Origin of the sequence: Clostridium tanneri (assembly GCF_033659955.1) — a bacterium.
Taxonomy (GTDB): domain Bacteria; phylum Bacillota; class Clostridia; order Clostridiales; family Clostridiaceae; genus Clostridium_AM; species Clostridium_AM tanneri.
In genome coordinates this window covers 76,002-95,706 of sequence record NZ_JARUJP010000007.1, presented here as the reverse complement: position 1 = coordinate 95,706, position 19,705 = coordinate 76,002, and the positions used below count along the sequence as shown (strand labels likewise).

General features: G+C 32.4%; 22 protein-coding genes. 19 read left to right on the top strand and 3 right to left on the bottom strand.

The window, feature by feature from the left end; translation table 11 throughout:
- The 9 genes from P8V03_RS07915 to P8V03_RS07875 all read left to right on the top strand — a co-directional run bounded on the left by P8V03_RS07915 (position 1) and on the right by P8V03_RS07875 (position 7,178).
- Positions 1-744, top strand: a complete 744-nt coding sequence (locus P8V03_RS07915; protein ID WP_318797790.1) for a Stp1/IreP family PP2C-type Ser/Thr phosphatase — start codon at positions 1-3, stop codon at positions 742-744.
- A complete protein-coding gene (gene pknB, locus P8V03_RS07910; RefSeq protein ID WP_318797789.1) occupies positions 719-2,614 on the top strand; it encodes a Stk1 family PASTA domain-containing Ser/Thr kinase in 1,896 nt (631 codons plus the stop codon). The genes P8V03_RS07915 and pknB overlap by 26 nt, the downstream gene beginning before the upstream one ends.
- 171 nt (positions 2,615-2,785) lie before the next feature.
- The gene (gene rsgA, locus P8V03_RS07905; protein WP_318797787.1) at positions 2,786-3,655 is read left to right on the top strand and encodes a ribosome small subunit-dependent GTPase A; all 870 of its coding nucleotides are present in this window, start codon (positions 2,786-2,788) and stop codon (positions 3,653-3,655) included.
- A 117-nt stretch (positions 3,656-3,772) separates the two neighbouring features.
- Entirely contained in the window at positions 3,773-4,423 is a 651-nt protein-coding gene (gene rpe / locus P8V03_RS07900) for a ribulose-phosphate 3-epimerase (protein ID WP_318797785.1), read from the top strand.
- A gap of 1 nt (position 4,424) precedes the next feature.
- On the top strand, positions 4,425-5,063 hold the full coding sequence (locus tag P8V03_RS07895; protein ID WP_318797783.1) for a thiamine diphosphokinase: 639 nt from the start codon (positions 4,425-4,427) through the stop codon (positions 5,061-5,063).
- 270 nt (positions 5,064-5,333) lie between these two features.
- Complete coding sequence (locus tag P8V03_RS07890) at positions 5,334-5,549, top strand: hypothetical protein (protein ID WP_318797781.1); 216 nt, start codon at positions 5,334-5,336, stop codon at positions 5,547-5,549.
- Positions 5,550-5,675: 126 nt separating this feature from the next.
- Positions 5,676-5,804 carry a hypothetical protein gene (locus P8V03_RS07885; RefSeq protein WP_261671580.1) on the top strand — a complete coding sequence of 43 codons (129 nt, stop codon included), beginning with the start codon at positions 5,676-5,678 and terminating at the stop codon, positions 5,802-5,804.
- A gap of 127 nt (positions 5,805-5,931) precedes the next feature.
- A complete protein-coding gene (locus P8V03_RS07880) occupies positions 5,932-6,891 on the top strand; it encodes an N-acetylmuramoyl-L-alanine amidase (protein WP_318797779.1) in 960 nt (319 codons plus the stop codon).
- A 119-nt stretch (positions 6,892-7,010) separates the two neighbouring features.
- Entirely contained in the window at positions 7,011-7,178 is a 168-nt protein-coding gene (locus P8V03_RS07875) for a hypothetical protein (protein WP_261671697.1), read from the top strand.
- 190 nt (positions 7,179-7,368) lie between these two features.
- Here the strand turns inward: P8V03_RS07875 and rpmB are convergent, their stop codons facing one another.
- A complete protein-coding gene (rpmB, locus tag P8V03_RS07870) occupies positions 7,369-7,560 on the bottom strand; it encodes a 50S ribosomal protein L28 (protein WP_261671578.1) in 192 nt (63 codons plus the stop codon).
- Between the two features lie 203 nt (positions 7,561-7,763).
- Between rpmB and P8V03_RS07865 the strand changes: the two genes are divergently transcribed.
- The 6 genes from P8V03_RS07865 to P8V03_RS07840 all read left to right on the top strand — a co-directional run bounded on the left by P8V03_RS07865 (position 7,764) and on the right by P8V03_RS07840 (position 13,755).
- Entirely contained in the window at positions 7,764-8,114 is a 351-nt protein-coding gene (locus tag P8V03_RS07865; RefSeq protein WP_261671577.1) for an Asp23/Gls24 family envelope stress response protein, read from the top strand.
- A gap of 16 nt (positions 8,115-8,130) precedes the next feature.
- Positions 8,131-9,795: a DAK2 domain-containing protein gene (locus P8V03_RS07860; RefSeq protein WP_318797776.1), complete on the top strand. Its 1,665-nt coding sequence runs from the start codon at positions 8,131-8,133 to the stop codon at positions 9,793-9,795.
- A 139-nt stretch (positions 9,796-9,934) separates the two neighbouring features.
- Complete coding sequence (recG, locus tag P8V03_RS07855; RefSeq protein WP_318797775.1) at positions 9,935-11,977, top strand: ATP-dependent DNA helicase RecG; 2,043 nt, start codon at positions 9,935-9,937, stop codon at positions 11,975-11,977.
- 193 nt (positions 11,978-12,170) lie between these two features.
- Positions 12,171-12,731: a 16S rRNA (guanine(966)-N(2))-methyltransferase RsmD gene (gene rsmD / locus P8V03_RS07850; protein ID WP_318797772.1), complete on the top strand. Its 561-nt coding sequence runs from the start codon at positions 12,171-12,173 to the stop codon at positions 12,729-12,731.
- A gap of 5 nt (positions 12,732-12,736) precedes the next feature.
- Positions 12,737-13,219, top strand: coding sequence for a pantetheine-phosphate adenylyltransferase (gene coaD / locus P8V03_RS07845; protein WP_261671573.1), 483 nt, complete (start codon positions 12,737-12,739; stop codon positions 13,217-13,219).
- A gap of 11 nt (positions 13,220-13,230) precedes the next feature.
- Complete coding sequence (locus P8V03_RS07840; RefSeq protein ID WP_318797770.1) at positions 13,231-13,755, top strand: ATPase; 525 nt, start codon at positions 13,231-13,233, stop codon at positions 13,753-13,755.
- Here the strand turns inward: P8V03_RS07840 and ylbJ are convergent.
- Together ylbJ and P8V03_RS07830 are read right to left on the bottom strand one after the other, a co-directional pair.
- Positions 13,738-14,904, bottom strand: coding sequence for a sporulation integral membrane protein YlbJ (gene ylbJ / locus P8V03_RS07835; protein ID WP_318797768.1), 1,167 nt, complete (start codon positions 14,902-14,904; stop codon positions 13,738-13,740). The genes P8V03_RS07840 and ylbJ overlap by 18 nt on opposite strands.
- 204 nt (positions 14,905-15,108) lie before the next feature.
- On the bottom strand, positions 15,109-16,329 hold the full coding sequence (locus P8V03_RS07830) for a nucleotidyltransferase (protein WP_318797766.1): 1,221 nt from the start codon (positions 16,327-16,329) through the stop codon (positions 15,109-15,111).
- A gap of 293 nt (positions 16,330-16,622) precedes the next feature.
- Between P8V03_RS07830 and pta the strand changes: the two genes are divergently transcribed.
- The 4 genes from pta to rpmF all read left to right on the top strand — a co-directional run bounded on the left by pta (position 16,623) and on the right by rpmF (position 19,679).
- Positions 16,623-17,627: a phosphate acetyltransferase gene (gene pta / locus P8V03_RS07825; RefSeq protein WP_261671569.1), complete on the top strand. Its 1,005-nt coding sequence runs from the start codon at positions 16,623-16,625 to the stop codon at positions 17,625-17,627.
- A 54-nt stretch (positions 17,628-17,681) separates the two neighbouring features.
- Positions 17,682-18,881: an acetate kinase gene (locus tag P8V03_RS07820; protein ID WP_261671568.1), complete on the top strand. Its 1,200-nt coding sequence runs from the start codon at positions 17,682-17,684 to the stop codon at positions 18,879-18,881.
- Positions 18,882-18,978: 97 nt separating this feature from the next.
- Positions 18,979-19,482 carry a YceD family protein gene (locus P8V03_RS07815; protein ID WP_261671567.1) on the top strand — a complete coding sequence of 168 codons (504 nt, stop codon included), beginning with the start codon at positions 18,979-18,981 and terminating at the stop codon, positions 19,480-19,482.
- 14 nt (positions 19,483-19,496) lie between these two features.
- Positions 19,497-19,679, top strand: a complete 183-nt coding sequence (gene rpmF, locus P8V03_RS07810; protein ID WP_261671566.1) for a 50S ribosomal protein L32 — start codon at positions 19,497-19,499, stop codon at positions 19,677-19,679.
- Positions 19,680-19,705 lie beyond the last annotated feature (26 nt).

The window sequence follows — 19,705 nt, the reverse complement described above, 5'->3', positions numbered from 1 at the left end:
ATGGTGGGGATCCTATCGGATATAGGGAATATAAGAAAAATTAACGAGGACTTCGTAGATTTCTATAGGAATGATAAATTTAGCATCTATGTTGTAGCTGATGGAATGGGGGGACATAATGCCGGAGAAGTTGCTAGTAAACTAGCTGTAGAGACTATTATTTCTTTTATTAAATCATTGGATAATATTGATGATATGGAAGATGTTCTGAAAAAAAGCATCCAATCTGCAAATGATAAAATTTTTGAATTAGCTAAAAATAACGAAGCACTAGGCGGAATGGGGACAACTATAACTGCCTGTTTGGTAAAGAGCAAACAAATGATTACAGCAAACGTAGGGGATAGTAGTTGTTACATTGTAAAATATGATGGCATAACAAAAATAACAAAAGACCATTCCCTAGTACAACAGTTAATTGACGAGGGCAGTATAACAGAAGAGGAAGCAGCTAATCATCCAAATAAAAATATAATAACTAGAGCATTAGGCACTAATCTTTCTGTAGAAATAGATACCTTTAAAGTGGATTTATCCGATGTTAAAAAGGTAATAATGTGCACTGATGGTTTATCTAATGGAGTAAGTACAAGTGAAATGTATGATATAATAATGAATGATGATAACAGTAATTCCTGCAGAAGATTAGTAGAACTTAGTAAGATAAAAGGTGGCAGAGATAACATATCAGTTATTGTATTTGAAGGAGAGTGTGAAGATGATAGGAACCATGCTAGGAAATAGGTATGAGTTATTAGAGAAGATAGGAGAAGGTGGAATGGCTTTAGTATATAAGGCTAAGTGCCACCTGTTAAATAGATACGTTGCTGTAAAGATACTAAAAGAGCAGTACAGTGATGACAAGGAATTTGTGGAAAAATTTAAAAGAGAAGCTACTGCGGCAGCTAGTCTTTCAGATAATAATATAGTAAATATCTATGATGTAGGTACCCAAGGAGATGTTAACTATATAGTAATGGAGTATGTTAAAGGCAAAACTCTAAAGCAGATAATTAGAGAAGCAGGTAGAGTAGAGCCAAGTAAAGCAGTAGATTTCGCTATTCAAATAGCTAAAGCTCTTGAGTGTGCTCATAAGAATAACATTATACATAGAGATATAAAGCCCCATAATATACTTGTAACAGAAGAAGGTTTGATTAAAGTTACAGACTTTGGAATAGCTAAGGCATCGAATTCAGTAACAATAACTAATTCAAGCAAGATAATGGGATCAGCTCATTATTTTTCTCCTGAACAGGCAAGAGGAAGTTTTGTTGATGTAAGAACTGATATATATTCTTTAGGAATAGTAATATATGAAATGGCTACAGGAAGGGTTCCTTATGATGCTGATAGTCCAGTATCAGTAGCTTTAAAACATATACAAGAGCCTGTAGTTCCTCCGAAACAGATTAATGGAAATATTCCTGAAAGCTTAAATAAATTAATATTAAAGGCTGTAGAAAAGGAGCCTATAAAGAGATACCAAACAATAAAGGATATGCTTTTGGATTTAAGAAAAATTGAAAGTAATAAAGAATTCAAAATCTCTACAAATGATTTTGACGACGATATGACAAGAATAATGGATCCTATAGTAATAGATGACAACTATAGCAAAGAAAACAAGAATGCTGAAAATCCGAAAAGACCTAAAAGAGGTATAGATTCTAGAAAAAGAAGAACCATTATGGGAGCAGCTATAGCTATATTAATTATCGTGATAGGTGCAGTTTCAGGTTATTTTGCTTACAGTAAATTAGGAGGCTCTAATGGAGAAACAGTTGTACCTAATATAGTTGGTATGAAGCAAGAAGACGCTAAAAGACTAGTAGAAGAGAAAAAGCTAAAATTTGTAGCTGTTGTTAAAGAAAAAAGTGACAAACCAGAAGGAACTGTCCTTAGAACTTATCCGGAAGAAGGTACCAAAGTAAAGGTGAATTCAGAGGTTAGAGTTAACATAAGTGGAGGTCAGGATACTTTAGGGGTTCCAAACCTAGTAGGGGTGGATTTAGAGACTGCTAAGGATATAATAACCAGCAGCGGATTAAAGCTTGGTAATGTAACTTATAAATATAGTGATACAGTGACAATAAACTCTATAATAAGCCAAAGTCCAGAACCAGACTCAAATGCAAATTCAGACACTAAAGTAAGCTTGGTGGTAAGTAGGGGACCAGAGGTTAAGTATATAAAAGTACCTGATGTCAGCGGAAAGAACATAGAAGAAGGAGCATCAGCAGTGGCTAACGCTGGGCTTAAAGTATCTAGAAATCCAGTTAACACTACAGATAAAGCATTAGACGGAAAAATCACCAGTCAGAGTGTAGGAGCTGGTCAGCAAGTAAAGGAAGGCACAACAATTAACTTGAGTTATTATAAATATACTGAGCCAGTTAAAAAACCAGAAGATAACACACAAAAGGGAGATAATAATAATCAACAGCCTGGAGATACTAATGGTAAACCAGATGGAGGAAATCAACAAGGAGGAGACAAAGGACAAAATAACGGAGGCTCTGGAACAGGTGGAACTAACACAGAAGGTCAACAGGGCGGTGAAAGTAATAATACTACTGACAAAAAACAAAGCACTGTGAAACCAGGCCAATAACATTATTTAGTTTCAGATGAAGGTTTTTCATCTGAAACTAAATATTACCCAAAATTAAGTATATGCAAAATTGTTTATTGAGTATAGTAAGCTAAAAGGTGAATTTTATGTAGAGGAATATTTGAAGGAATAGGGACGGTAAATAAAGTTTTAATTTATATAGGAGGAAATATGCAGGGAACTATAGTAAAGGGTATAGCTGGATTCTATTACATAAAGACTGATGAAGGAGTAGTTGAGTGTAAGGCTAGAGGAAAGTTTAGGCTTGATGAACTTACTCCAATGGTAGGGGATAAGGTAGAAATTACAGTGAAGAATGGAAAGGGAGTAATTGACAAAATTCATTCAAGAATTAATGAATTAATTAGGCCGGCAGTTGCAAACGTTACTCAAGCTTTAGTGGTATTTGCTTTAAAAAATCCTGATGTAAATCTAGATTTGTTAAATAAATTTTTAATAAACTGTGAGTTTAATAATCTTAAAGCAGTAGTGTGTTTTAATAAGTTGGATTTAGTTTCCTATGAGGAAAAAAGTGAAATAATAGAAATGGTAAATAAGTCTGGATATGAAATATTACTTTTAAAAGCGAAAGAAGGCTATGGCATAGATAAGATTAGGGAAAAGCTTAGGGATAACGTTACTGTTCTTTGTGGTCCATCAGGAGCTGGAAAATCTACAATTTTAAATTCAATAGCTGGAAGAGAGCTTATGGAAACCGGTGAAATAAGTGAAAAACTTAAGAGAGGAAAACATACTACAAGGCATAGTGAGCTTATAGATATAGGAGATGGTTTTGTAGTTGATACACCTGGTTTTTCCTCTTTTGATATCGATTTTATATCAAAAGAAGACTTACAACATTGCTTTCCTGAGTTTGAGGATTATATAAATAAGTGTAAGTTTAGGGGATGTCTTCACTATAAAGAACCTAACTGTGCTGTAAAGCAAGGTGTAGAAGAAGGTAATATAAATAATAATAGGTATGAATTTTATATAAAAACACTGGAAGAAATCATAGCCAATAAGAATAAACAATGGTAAAATTATTTAAAAGATTAAATGATAGATGTCATGTTTATATGATTCACATTAAATAAAACTTCATTTTGTGAAGTTTTATTTAATGTGATGGAATCTATTACTAAGGAGGAAAAAATTATGATAAAGATAGCACCTTCAATATTATCTGCAGATTTTTGCAAACTAGGAGAAGAGGTTAGAGATTTGGAAAAGCATGGTGCAGACCTCATTCACATAGATGTTATGGATGGAATGTTTGTACCTAATATATCCTTTGGGTTGCCTATAATAAAGAGTATAAGAAAAGTGACAAAGCTTCCTTTTGATGTACATCTGATGATAGAAGACCCTTCTAGATATATTGAGGATTTTGTAAAGGCTGGAGCTGATATAATAACTATACATTATGAAGCAGATAGACATATTGATAGAACTATAAGCTATATAAAAAGCTTTGGGGTAAAGGCTGCAATAGCTTTAAATCCAGCTACACCTGTAGACAATATAAAGCACTTAATACCTGTTTTAGACATGGTTCTTATAATGTCTGTTAACCCTGGATTTGGTGGTCAAAAATATATAAAATATTGCTCTGAAAAAATTAGAGAAATAAAAGAGCTTAGTGATAAATTAAATCCAAGTCTTATGATAGAAGTTGATGGTGGCGTAGGTAAGGATAACATTAAGGAAGTAGCACAATGTGGCGCTAATGTAATAGTCGCTGGTTCAGCTGTGTTTAAAGACGGAAAGATAGAGGAAAACATAGAGGCACTAAGAAGGGAAGTTTAGTATGAAAATAGTTATTGTATCTGGTGGAACGCCTCCTTCTTATGAGTTACTAAAAAAAGAGTTAAAAAACAGTGACTATTTAATTTGTGCAGATAGTGGCGGTAACTGTTTATACAAATACAATATAGTTCCTGATTATATTATGGGAGACTTTGATTCTATAGACTCAGATGCATTCGACTTTTTTTCAAAGGATAAGAACTGTTCTATAGAGAGGTTTTCCAAGTATAAGGATTGCACTGACACAGAACTTGTATTAAATAAGGCCATTGAAATTGGAGGAAGAGAAATTGTATTGTTAGGATGCACTGGTAGCCGAATAGATCATTTGATGGGCAACATTGGTATGTTGTTAAAGTGCTTGAAATTAGGAATAAAAGCATCCATAAAAGATAACTATAATTCTATATATATAACAGATAAGCCTATTAAGATAAAGGGTATAAAGGGAGAGGTGTTTTCACTTCAAGCTTATAGTGATTGTGTTAGTTCCCTAAATATCAGTGGGGCGAGATACAAGCTTGTTGATTACAATCTAACCTTAGGGGATCCGCGAACAGTATCAAATGAATTTTTAGATGACTATGTAGAAATCAACTTTAAAAGTGGAATCTTACTCATATTTTATAGTAAAGATTAACTACTAATAATAAAATATTTTAATTATTAAGAGTGTTAGGATTTTAAAATTCTAGCATCTTTTTTATAAAGAAATGCACAAAATTTATAGTACTATCATAAACTATTAATATATTTTTGGTTTTTACAAATTTACTACTGTGCAGGGGTAAGATTTTTACTCTTCTATAAGTATATGTTATAATATATTTAGGTAACGTTTACATATGATTTTTAGTAAAAACAAAAATAATATGGTAAAAATATAGGGGTTTTTATGGGGGATATAAAAGTGTTTAATTATTATAAGAGAATTGCTCAGTATGCTAATGATTTAGAGAATGATGGAAAGGTTAGCAAGGCTAATCAGATAAGAGAGATACTTAGGAATGAGAACAGATGTATTCTTTGTGGTAGCAAAATGATATTTAGTAATGGGTTCTGGAGCTGTAACAATTGTATAATAGGTAATTGTGCTAAAATTGAACAACAACAGGACTGCAACTAAACTTAATTTTGTCACAAGTTGGTATTTGTCTGATAACTGCAAGAATAAAATTGAAAAATTAACAGGGTAATAAGAATTAAAATATTAATATAGTGAAAAATATATTTATGAAAAGAGGTGATATATATGCCAACAAAAGCAGAAATTAAGAGTAGAAATGATAATAAAGGAAAAAATTCTAAGACTGCTAATCCTATTACTAAGGACGTAGATCCAAATATGAGAAAACCAGTTAGGGGACTTCCTGAAGTTTAATATATACTTACAAAATTAAAGAGCCACCCAAGGCTCTTTTTTAGGTATTTATAAATAAAATATAAGTAGCATTCACTATTTATAAAATCTCTCATATTATAATCTTGAAGGGAAGGAGGTAGAGAATATGAAAATAGCTGTAGATATAGGTCATAACTGTGCTCCAGATACAGGTGCCGTTGCTATAGGAAACGAAAATGTTCTGGTTATGGATGTAGGAAGAAGAGTTATTTCTAAACTTAGGGCTTTAGGTCATAATGTGTTACCTGTTACACCTACTGACTGCTCTAGTGTTTCAAATAGTCTGTGGCAAAGAGTTAGCAGTGCTAATGGTTGGGGAGCTGAATTATATGTTAGTCTTCATGAAAATGCAGGAGGAGGCCATGGAGTAGAGGTATGGATTGGTAGTGAAAGAAGTCGTGCAATTGCTCAAAATATAGTCAATAATATAGCAGCATTAGGTTTTAGAAACAGAGGAGTAAAAGTACAGGGTAAAGATGGACCGCATTTATACGTGTTGAATAATACTATAATGCCTGCACTTTTAGTGGAAGGTGCTTTCGTAGATTCTGCGGAAGATATGCGAAGATTTAATGCAGAGGATATGGCTAATGCTATTGTACAAGGAATAACTGGACAAACCATATCTGGAGTAAGTTTGTCAACAGAGCCTTCGACTCCAGCAACTGCTGGGGGCGGTACAACTTCCTCTACCACCGATGAGAGTACAAGAAGACTTCAGGAATATCTTAATAGCTTAGTTAATGCAGGGATTACTGTGGATGGGATATATGGTTCGGCTACTAGAGCTGCAGTAGCACGTTTTCAAAACATCATGGGATTGACAGCAGATGGTATAGCTGGATCTAATACTTGGAATGCTATAAAAGCAATATTGGCTAGGCCGCTAAGTAGAGTTGGAAGTAGAGGCTATGCAGTAAGATGGATACAGTGGCGCGTAGGAGCCGCTGTAGATGGCATATTTGGGAATGGCACAAGACAAAAGGTAGAGGTGTTTCAAGGAAATCGTGGACTGAATCCAGACGGAATAGTGGGAAACCTAACTTGGCAGCAGATGTTTAAATAAAAACGCAAATAGGAAACAAACATTTAGTTTTCTAAATGTTTGTTTCCTATATACTTTTTTGTAACTAAATAAATAAATCAAGCATATAATATTATAAAGCAATTTTGGGGGATAATAGTGTGTCTAGAAGAGGTGAAAAAAGAAAGGCAAGAAAACTAGGGCTAATGGCTGCATCTATTGGAATAGGAATAGTGATAACAGTTATTATCCCTCTTTGGGGATGGATAGTAGCTGTAGGTGGAGCATTAATCTATTTTGGATGGTATTTAATAGGGCATAATAAATAAAGGGGGGAATTTAATGAAAATTATTGCTTTTAAGCTTCCAGGATTTTTATCTAACTTTATAAAATTCTTTAGGAGAAAGAAATAACATAAAAGAAAATAATCCGCCACTATTTTAATAGTGGCGGATTATTAAGTATAAAAAGAAATAAAAATGCAATTGTTAATCAACTGCATTTTTTATTCCTTTTTATTATATAGCACGTTGAACCTTACCGGAACGTAGGCATCTTGTACAAACATGTATAGTTTTTGGTGTTCCTTCAACTATAGCTTTAACTTTTCTTATGTTTGGAGCCCAAGTTCTTTTGGATTGACGGTGTGAGTGGCTGTATTGAACGCCAAATACAACACCTTTATTACATACTTCGCACTTTCTTGACACTGAAAACACCTCCTTACCAAATTGTGAAGATAAAATCTTCTCAATTCAAACATTTATTATTTTACCACAGAATACATAATTCGCGCAAGTATATAATAAAATAAAAATAGTAAAAATAACATTATAAATAATATATTTCCTTGAATTAATAGGTTATTTAATATAAAATATGTTATATGGTGTTATAGTAAGGAGGGTTTTATATGATAGGTAATATTACCAATGAAAATGGTTATATTAATTTTTCAGAGGAAGTAGTAGCTAATATAGTTGGTATTTCTACTATGGAATGTTATGGCGTTGTAGGTATGGCATCAAAAAATGCTAAGGATGGGCTTTGGGAATTAATAAGAGGCGAAAATTTAAGTAAAGGTGTAAAAGTTCGTTCAAAAGATAACGAATTATTTATAGAATTATATATAATGGTTGAGTACGGAACAAAAATATCTGTAATAGCAAATAATATCATTCAGAAGATAAGATATAATTTAGAAAACTATACAGGACTTAAAGTTTCTAGTATCACAGTAAATGTTCAAGGTGTTAGAGTCTAGGAGGTAGTACAAAAAGATGGAATACTTAAAGATAGATGGGCAGAGCTTTTACAATATGGTTGTAAATGCTAGCAATAAACTAGAAGAACAGAAAGAGTATGTAAATTCCTTAAATGTTTTTCCAGTTCCAGATGGAGATACAGGAACTAATATGTCTATGACCTTTAGAACTGCAGTATCTGAGATAGAAGGAATGAATACTGCAGAAGTAGGAGATATTGCAAAAAAATTAGCTAAGGGAGCTCTTATGGGTGCAAGAGGTAATTCTGGAGTAATACTCTCACAGATATTTAGAGGAATTGCAAAGGGCTTAGAAGGCAAAAAAGAGGTAGAGGCAGAAGATTTTGCCAACAGTTTAATGGAAGGTTCAAAATCAGCTTATAAGGCTGTAATGAGACCAACGGAAGGTACAATCTTAACTATCATAAGAGCAGCTGGAGAAAGCGCTATTAAATCTACTCACACTGATGTAGCTGAACTTTTAGAAGAAGTTTGTCAGTATAGTAAGTCTATTTTAAATAAGACCCCTGAAATGTTACCTGTTTTAAAGAAAGCAAAAGTGGTAGATGCAGGTGGTATGGGATTATTAATAATACTACAGGGAATGTATGAAGCGTTAAAAGAAAATATGGAATTAGTCCATATTAAGGAAGCTAAGGAGCCTATAGCAGAATCTGCCGCTAAAAATCTTGGAGAACAGGATATAACTTATGGATATTGTACTGAATTTTTTATCCGCTCAAGTAATTCAGATATAGATAGATTTAAGAATGAGCTAGAAACCATGGGTGACTCTATGGTAATGGTAAATGATGAAGACATCATAAAAGTACATATCCATACAGATGATCCAGGTTGGGTTCTATCACAGGCTATAAAGCTAGGTGAACTTTCCAGAATAAAAATCGATAATATGAGAGAGCAACATAGACATGTATTAGATATAGATAAGAAGCCATATAGAGAGGAAAAGGCAGTTGATAGTGAAAGTGAAGACATAAATACTGAAACTAGTGAAGTGCCTAAAAAATATGCCTTTATATCAGTGGCTATGGGAGAAGGAATTAAAAATATATTTGAGGATTTAGGGGTTGATTTCGTAATTGAAGGCGGCCAAACAATGAATCCAAGTACACAAGATATATTACAATGTATAAATAAGATAAATGCAGAGAATATATTTGTGTTACCAAATAATAAAAATATAATTATGGCTGCTAACCAAGCAGCAGAGTTGTCAGATAAAAATGTAAAGGTAATAGGTACAAAAACAATTCCTCAAGGGATTACAGCAGTGACTGCTTTCAATCCAGACTTAGCACTACAAGATAATATACATGCTATGGAACAGGGGATTAATGCGGTTACCAGTGGTTCAGTAACTTATGCAGTAAGAGATACTGAAATGGATGGAAATAATATAAGCGAGGGAGATATTCTTGGACTTATAGAAGGAAAAATCCAGGAAGTAGGAGAGGATATGTTTACCGTATGTGAAAACATTATTCATTCAGCAGTTACTGAAGATAGCGAGCTGATAACTATATTCTATGGAAAAGATTGTGATGAAGAAAAAGTTAATGAATTTGTGAAGAAACTTGAAGAAAAGTATCCAGATGCAGATGTGCAATGCTATAACGGTGAACAGCCTTTATATTACTTTATAGTTTCTGTTGAATAAAAAAGCCTATAAGGCTTTTTTATTTTATTGCAGAACCGAACTGATGTGTTGTATATTAGGATAGAAGCTATAATTAGGTTTTACCTTCATTGTTAATCAAGTAGTACATCAATTTAATTACAAAATACGAGGTGAGCGAATGAATATATACAGCAGTATAAGGGATTTAAGGGGTGTTGGTCCCAAGACAGCAGAAACTTTAGAAAAATGCTGTATTTTTAGCATAATAGATTTACTTTTGTATTTTCCAAGGGACTATGAAATGATTTCCGCTTGTGACTCTTTGCAGGGAGATAAAAATTATGGAAAAGTTATAATCAAGTGTGAAGTTGTAAGGATAGAAAAAGATATTAGAACTAAAAGTGGAAAGGTACTTACTACTATAGTTTTTAGTGATGGAAATAGTGAGTTTAAAGGAAAATGGTTTAATCAACCTTATATAAAGAATTATTATAGGTTAAATAAGGAATATACCCTAATGGGTAAGCTTCAGGAGTTTAGAGGTGAAATTATACTTTCCAACCCTACATTAGTGAAAGAAAAAGTTAACATCTCCACTGAGGAGAAGATAATCCCAAAATATCCTTTAAGGTCAGGGATAACAAATAATCTAATGATAAAATTAATAAGTCAAGTTCTTCAGGAGGTTGAAATAGAAGAAAATCTTCCTATGTGGATTATAAATAAGTATAAGTTATGCAGCTTAGATACAGCTATGAGAATTATACATAGTCCTAAAAGTTCTGAAGAATTACATGAAGCAAGTAAAAGATTAAAGTTTCAGGAACTCTTTACATATTCCTTAAAAATATTAATGCTTAAAGATTATTTGAATAAAAATAAAAACGGGATTTCTTTTAAAATCCATGAGGAATTGAAAATGTTAAAAGAACAGTTGCCTTATGCCTTAACAAAGGCACAAAGTAGGGTGGTAAGGCAAATACTGGTAGACCAGAAAAAAGGAATACCTATGAACAGATTAGTCCAGGGGGATGTAGGAAGTGGCAAGACTATTGTTGCCCTTATATCCATATTTAACGTGATAAAAAACGGGTATCAAGGAGTAATGATGGCACCTACAGAAATATTGGCTACTCAGCATTACTTAGAAGCTGAAAAACTCTTCAAAGATTTTAATATTAACATTAGACTTTTATGTGGAAGCACTACTGTGAAAAACAAAGAAAAAATAAAACAAGGATTAAAGGATGGAGAGATAGATTTAGTAATAGGTACTCATGCACTTATAGAAGATGACGTAGAATTCATGAATTTAGGAATGGTTATAACTGACGAGCAGCATAGATTTGGTGTAGCTCAGAGAAGCAGATTAAGCAATAAGGGTAAAAATATAGATACACTAGTGATGACTGCAACACCTATACCTAGAACCTTGAGCCTCTATCTTTACGGAGATTTGGATGTATCTATTATAGATGAGCTACCACCTGGAAGACAGATAATTGACACCTATTATATAAATAAAGCTGGTAAGGATAGAGTTTATAATTTTGCATTAGAAGAGATAAAGAAGGGAAGACAGGTCTATGTAGTTTGTCCTCTGGTTGAAGAAAATGAAGAACTAAAATTAAGTTCTGTAGAAAATTTATATAGCGAATTAAAGGAGAAATACTTTCAAGACACGGAAATTGAGATATTACATGGTAAAATGTCACCTAAACTGAAGGATGAAATTATGAATAGATTTAAAAGGGGCGAGACCAAAATTATAGTGTCTACTACTGTTATAGAAGTGGGGATAAATGTACCTAATGCTACTTTAATGATAATAGAAAACGCGGAGAGGTTCGGATTAGCACAACTTCATCAATTAAGAGGGAGGGTAGGAAGAGGAAAGCATAAGTCTTACTGTATCTTAATTGCTGATGTTAAAAATGACATAATAAGAAGAAGAATGGAGATAATGAAGAGTAGTAATGATGGATTCTTTATTGCGGAACAGGATTTAAAAATTAGAGGTTCTGGAGAAATATTTGGAGTGAGACAGCATGGGGAGAGTAGTTTGATTTTATCAGATGTGATAGATGATATAGAGTTATTAAAGCTGGCAAATCTTGAAGCTAAAAGACTTATTGAAAGTAATATAGAAAATGACATAAAAGTTAAGGAAGAAATTTTAAGGAAGATTGAACAGAGTTCAAGATTTATTTGTTTTAATTAAATAGTAACCATAAAAATCAGTTACTGTATACTAAATGCAAACTATATGTGTTTTTAAATATTTCAAATAAAGTGCATAGTAAAATAGGACTATACTAGAGTTCATTTGGTATATATATAAAATAATTTTGTATAATGAAGACATATGTGTTAAAATATTAAGGAAAAATCGCTATAATTTAGGAGGAGAAGCTATGAGAATTATTGCAGGTCTTGCCAAAGGCAGAAAACTTTTGTCACCAATTGGAGCAGGAACTACGAGACCTACTTTAGATAGAATAAAAGAATCGATGTTTAGTATAATACAAAATAGAGTATATGGTTCTAGAACTTTAGATGTTTTTGCAGGAACAGGAAGCTTAGGTCTAGAGGCTGCAAGCAGAGGGGCTAAGGAATGCTATTTAATAGACAAAAGCCCTCAAACTTATCCTTTTCTTGCTAAAAACATAGAAAATCTAAAATTTGGACATATATGTAAGAGTTTAAATATGGATTCATATAAGGCTCTGGAGGACTTAGCAAGAAAAGGCTTAGTTTTTGATATAATTTTTCTTGACCCTCCTTACTTAAAAAATATGATTCCACCAGCAGTGGAAATTATAGAAAGAGAAGAATTGCTAGATAAGGAAGGGATTATTGTAACTAAAATTGATTCTGAAGAGGAGTTATATGAAGGTACAGATAACATAATTCTTTTCGATTATAGAAAATATGGTAATACAACGGTGTGCTTTTATAAGTACAAGGAGGACTAGCAAATATGAGAAAAGCTGTATATCCAGGAAGTTTTGACCCAGTAACAAATGGACACTTAGATATAATAGAGAGATCTGCTAAAGTATTTGATGAATTAGTAGTAGGTGTGCTTGTTAACCCTGATAAGAAAGGTCTTTTTTCTATAGAAGAGAGAGTTGAATTAATAGAAAGAGTAGTTAAGCATATTCCTAATGTAAAAGTTGAAAGCTTTAGTGGTCTTTTAATAAACTTTATGAAGGAAAAAAAGGCTAAGGTTATTATAAAAGGATTGAGAGCAGTTGCGGATTTTGAATATGAGTTTCAAATGTCTTTAATGAATAAGAAACTAGATTCTGAAGTAGAAACTGTTTTTATGATGACTAGTGCAAAAAATTCTTATTTAAGCTCCTCTTCTGTAAAACAGGTTGCTATGTTTGGGGGATGTATTAAAGACTTAGTTCCTGATGAAATAATATCTGATATTACAAAAAAGGTTAATAACCTTTAGGGGGAAATGCTATGGATGCTATTAAACTATTAGAATATCTTAGGGAAATTCTGGACACATCTGCAAAAGTTCCTATGACAGCAAAGGTTGTTGTAGATAAAAAAGAAGTAATGGAAATAGTTCATAAGATACTAAAGTCTCTTCCTGATGAACTTAAAAAAGCTCAATGGGTAGTAGAAGAAAAGGAAAGAATATTAAGTGAAGCTATTCAAGAAGCGGAAAATCTAAAGAAGGAAAGCTTAAGCTTATTAAAAAAACAAATAGAAAATCATGATATTACAAAAGAAGCAAATATGAGATCAGAAGAGATAATATCCTCTGCACAAAGAAGTGCAAAGGATATCAGGTTAGGAGCTAGAGATTATGCAAGTGAAATTCTAAATCAGTTAGACAGAGAGCTTACAGACAAAAGTAAACAAATGCTACTAAGCCTTAAAAACGATATGCAGGGATTTCTAGCTGATCTAGAATCAGATATTAATATAAGAACAGATTTAATAAGGAAAAATATTAAAGAGTTAAGAGACATGAAATAGATTTTTAAGTTTAAAAAATATCCATGGTAAAGTTAAAATAATAAAGGTTATTAAAAAAATATTTTCTATAGTAGCAGCAGGAGTGTGGTTATATACAAATGTCTCTTTAGAATAATATAAGGTAGATAAGTGATAAAATAAAAGGCTAATTAATGAGCAAAATAGTCCTTGTACTATTTTTCTTAAAGTGTACTTTTTCATAGATATATCGAATTTATAGGTAAAGGAATAAACCTGCGAAATAATTGATAATCCACTAAATGTAAATAAAAAGCTTACTATAGCTATTTTGGTATATATAGATGCATTTGAGGAGGAGATTAAATTACAACCATTTGTCATCTCTATTATTCCTAAGATGGAGCCTTCTATAATACTTTTAGGTACACTTATAATATTAGCCAGTTGCTGTACAAGTACACTAAACAACTGATTATTCTTAAGTATATCGATTATAACTGAATATGCAGTTACAAAGCCACCTATTGATAAGCAAGTTTTAATAGAGTTTTCGACACTACCTTTAAGTACGTTTCCAATATTCATATTAGAGTAAATATGATTTCTTTTGGGAACGTCTTTTTTGTTTGTTATATTTGAAGGTATTAGAAAACCCATAGCTATACAGGAAATTAAGTTGGATAAAAGTAATATGTATCCTATATGGGGGCTTTTTAACATGGATATGCCTACTGAACCCAACATAAATAACGGACTAGCGTTGGAAGCAATATTAAGAAGCCTCTCAAAGGTTTTTAAATCTATAACATTTCTTTCATATAAATCACTGGCATACTTAGCTCCTAAGGGATATCCACATAACACACTTATTATTAAAACAAAACTGCAGCTTTTAGGCAGTCTAAGAGGTTTGCATATAGCACTGCCTAAAAGTCTAGAGTATATGTAAACTCCATCATAAGACAGTATAATATTAGACACCACCAAAAATGAAAATAGAGAAGGAAAAACCTTATAGAAAAAAAGAAGAGCTCCATTTACAGCAGCATCTATACAAATCTTTGGTGCAGCTAATATTTGCAATATAAGCAGAGAACAAACAATTGTAATAAAGATATTTTTATTCTTTAGCAGATAGGCTAGTAGTATAATAATTATTAACACTATCAAGTAAAATATAATTTTCAATTCCAATCACCTACTTCTTAAATTGAGAATTAAGAGTTAAAAGCCCAAAATAAATTTCAATTAAGAACTTCATAACTCTTAATTCTATAGACGTAAAATTAATTTACTAAAATTATATTGTGAAAGTAGGTTACTTATTCTAGTTTAATTTTGTCTCATAAAATTAATTTGAGTTTTTGTAAATAGGAAAAAACTAATGATTTATTAACTAGTGATAATAGGACTTGTTAAGTAGTCAGAATTAGGATGAATACTATTATTTAGCAGGCTATAAAATCTTGTTGCTAGTATATCTAGCTTAAGAGTATCATCAAGAGTTTTAGGCAATTTTGTGTATATAGGAATTGAGGATTTTCGCTTTGCTTCTTTTAGTATCTTTAAACCAGTACTATTGAAACCTAACACCCTGGCATAGGGGCAAGGTCTCTTTCTTAAAAGATCAGTATCAAAGTTTTCAAACCCTACAAAGTATTGACATAGAATTCTGCTGATTCTAGTGTAGGTATATCTTTTGCTTTTTACTAAGCTTATTAGTTCCTCATAACTATTAGCAGTTTCTAAAAATTTTACTATTCTATTATCTATTCCCTCTGAAACATCAGGAAGGTTTTTTATAAGGTTTCTGTGCAAAATAGTCTTGTATTTTATGTAAGGAAGCATAGAGTCCTCAGAAACAAAGTTATAATTATTTTTAAGTAAAAATAAAAGCGAATCATATACCTTTTCAGGTAAATGATTTTGTAAACCAGATAGACTTTTATTTTCTTTTATATATTTTCTAATTGAGGAAGCACTTGAAAAAGTATTACTTAAAGCTGTACTTGTATATGAACCTCCTTGTCTTTTGATAGAGAAAGGTTCTATATTACTATTTAGCTTTAGAATGCTTTTACAGTATTCTATACCTAGGATATTGTTAGAAGAAGATAAGATTTGCTGTAAGTCTGACAAATCTTTATTATCGGAAAGCTGAAGAAATTGAATTAATGCCCTGCTTCTAGCAACTGGAAAGGATAAACCTAAGTTTAACTGATTCTTTAAAATTATTCTATACTCCTCTGGCTCTGATAATAGTATACTAGCAATTTGAGATAGTCCAGCTGCATCACCATATTCACTGCCAAAACATATGCAATTAGTTACACCTAAACTATCTAATAGAGATATACCTCCATAGGCAAAGATTTCAGCTGAAGATAAACTATAGATGGTAGGAAGCTCTATAACTAAGTCCACTCCATTGAGTAAAGCAGATTTAGCTCTATTCCATTTATCCACCATAGCAGGGATTCCTCTCTGCATAAAACTTCCGCTCATTACAGCGATGATTCCATCGCAGTTTGTGATTTCTTTTGTCTTTTCAAGATGATATAAATGTCCCTTATGAAAAGGATTATACTCTACTATAACACCTGTAACCTTCAATTCATTTCCTCCTCAGTGTGCGAAATTTTTTATTGAATTTATAACTATACATAAATCAATTATATGTTTTATTTTAAATTATATCTATATTCTAATCAGATAAAAGGCTTATAGTCAGTATTTTAAGTTAATAGAAAAAATTAATAAAAATTAGATAAATATTCCTTAATAAAAAAAAATTTCAAGAAAAATTATAAATTCTACATTTTTTTATTGAAAAATACATAAAAAAAGGATTATATTATAAGTGTATGCAATTTTAGTTTAATTTTATTGCGAAGGGAGAAACAAAGATGGAATTAATGGAACAAATCTGGAAAAAGGCGCAAGCGGATAAAAAAAGAATAGTTTTGCCAGAAGCAGAAGAGGAAAGAAATCTTCAAGCTTGCGGAAAGATAATGGAGAATGGACTTGCAAAGGTAGTACTTGTAGGAAGCGAGAAGGTAATTAGAGAAAAAGCAGCAGTTCTTGGAGTTAACCTAGAGGGAGTAGAAATACAGGACCCAGAAACTTCAGAAAAAACAGCTGTGTATGCTAATGAGTTTTACGAATTAAGAAAGAAAAAAGGAATGACTCTAGAAAAGGCAGATAAAATTGTCAGAGATCCATTATACTTTGGAACAATGATGGTTAAGCTAGGAGACGGAGATGGCTTAGTTTCAGGAGCTATACATACTACTGGTGACTTGCTAAGACCAGGACTTCAAATAGTTAAAACTGCACCTGGTATATCAGTGGTTTCAAGCACGTTTATAATGAATGTACCAAACTCAGAGTACGGTGACAATGGATTACTTCTTTTTGCAGACTGTGCAGTTAACCCAAATCCAACAGCAGAAGAGTTAGCTTCAATCGCAATAAGCACAGCTGAGACTGCTAAGACTCTTTGTGGAATGGAACCAAAGGTTGCAATGTTATCCTTCTCAACTATGGGTAGTGCAAGTCATGAATTAGTTGATAAAGTAACAAAAGCAACTGAGCTTGCTAAGTCAATGAGACCAGATTTAGACATAGACGGAGAACTACAACTAGATGCTGCAATAGTTAAAAAGGTAGCAGACTTAAAAGCTCCAAATAGCAAAGTTGCAGGAAAGGCAAATGTTTTAGTATTCCCAGATCTTCAAGCTGGAAATATTGGATATAAGCTAGTTCAAAGATTTGCAAAAGCTGAGGCAATAGGACCAGTATGCCAGGGATTTGCTAAGCCAATTAATGATTTATCAAGAGGCTGTAGTGCAGATGACATAGTAAATGTTGTAGCTGTAACTGCAGTTCAAGCACAAGCTCAAGGAAAATAATAAATAAATTTATTTAAAAAGCTAAAGTTTAAGCGTATCGAAGGGAGAATAACAATGAAAGTATTAGTAATAAATTGCGGAAGTTCATCACTAAAGTACCAATTAATGAACATGGAAAATGAGAGTGTATTAGCAAAAGGTCTTGTAGAAAGAATAGGAATAGAGGGTTCAGTGTTAACTCATAAGGTTAATGGTGAAAAAGTTGTAATAGAGCAGCCAATGAAAGATCATAAAGTAGCTATAGGATTAGTGCTTGATGCTCTTGTTGATAAAAAACATGGAGTAATAAACGACATGTCAGAAATATCAGCAGTAGGACATAGAGTTGTTCATGGCGGAGAAAAATATGCAGGTTCAGTTTTAATTGACGAAAAGGTTATGGAAGCATTAGAAGAATGCGTAAAATTAGCTCCATTACATAACCCTCCAAATATAATAGGAATAAATGCTTGTAAAGAATTAATGCCAACTACACCAATGGTTGGAGTATTTGACACAGCATTCCACCAAACTTTACCAGAAGAAGCATATATGTATGCTTTACCATATGAATTATATACTGAGTATGGTGTAAGAAAATATGGATTCCACGGTACTTCACACAGATTCGTTTCAATGACAGCAGCAAAAATGATGGGCAAAAAACCTGAAGATGTAAAAATGATAACTTGTCATTTAGGAAATGGAGCGAGTTTAGCTGCAATCGATGGCGGAAAATCAGTTGACACTACAATGGGTTTCACTCCTCTTGCAGGTGTAGTTATGGGAACTAGATGTGGTGATATAGATCCTGCTATAGTACCTTTCTTAGTAAAAGAAGCTAATATGAGCATTGAAGAAGTAGACACTTTAATGAACAAAAAATCTGGTGTTCTTGGACTATCTGGATTAAGCAGTGACTTTAGAGACTTAGAAAATGCTGCTGAAAAAGGAGATAAAAAAGCACAACTTGCTTTAGATGTATTTGACTACAGAGTAAGAACTACTATAGGTAGTTATGTAGCAGCTTTAAACGGAACAGATGCTATAATATTCACAGCTGGTCTTGGTGAAAATTCAGCAGCACATAGAGCTACAATCTGCGAAGGCTTAAGCTATTTAGGAATTAAGATTGATGCAGAAAAGAATGCTTTAAGAGGAGAAGCTGTAGAAATAAGTACTCCAGATTCAAAGGTAAAAGTATTTGTTATACCAACAGACGAAGAACTTATGATAGCAAGAGATACAGAGGAAATAGTTAGCAACAGAAAATAATAAAAATTTTCATTAACTGACAAAAAATAAATAAATCTTGACTTTTAATGCTCATCTCTATATAATAAATTGTGGCTAATATATAGAGGTGAGCATTATGAAATTAGATGTATCTGAGTTATTAAAAAAAGAGAGAAGTCAAAAAGAATTACATCTTGAAATTAATGAAGAAAAATTATATGATGGTAGTGACTACATTAACTTATTAGAACCTATTAAGTTGGATGGAACACTTAGTAAAGTAGGAGATATTCTCACAGTAGATTGTACTATACATACTGTGCTAGAACTTACTTGTTCTAGATGTGTTGAGAAATTTAGTTATCCTATTGATATGACTATTGAGGAAAGACTTACTACCAATGATAAGGCAAATAAGGATGATGACCTCATCTTTATAAATAGTGATACTATAGATATCACAGAAATAATAGAAAATAACATTATATTAACACTGCCAATCCAGGGGCTTTGTAAAGAAGATTGCAAAGGCTTGTGCCATAAATGTGGTACAGACTTAAATCTTTCTACATGTCACTGCAATGACGATGATGTTGATCCAAGGTTGGCAAAGTTGAAAGATTTGTTTTTGACTGATTAAGGAGGTGTTTTACTGTGGGAAATCCAGCGAGAAGATTTTCAAAAGCAAGAAGAGATTCAAGAAGAGCACAAACTTTTAAATTAAGTTTACCAGGAATAGTTGAATGTCCTCAGTGTCATGAAATGAAGCTTGCTCACAGAGTGTGCAAGAGTTGTGGATATTATAAGGGCAAAGAAGTTGTTTCAACTGAAAAATAACTAAAAGAAAGTCATATGACTTTCTT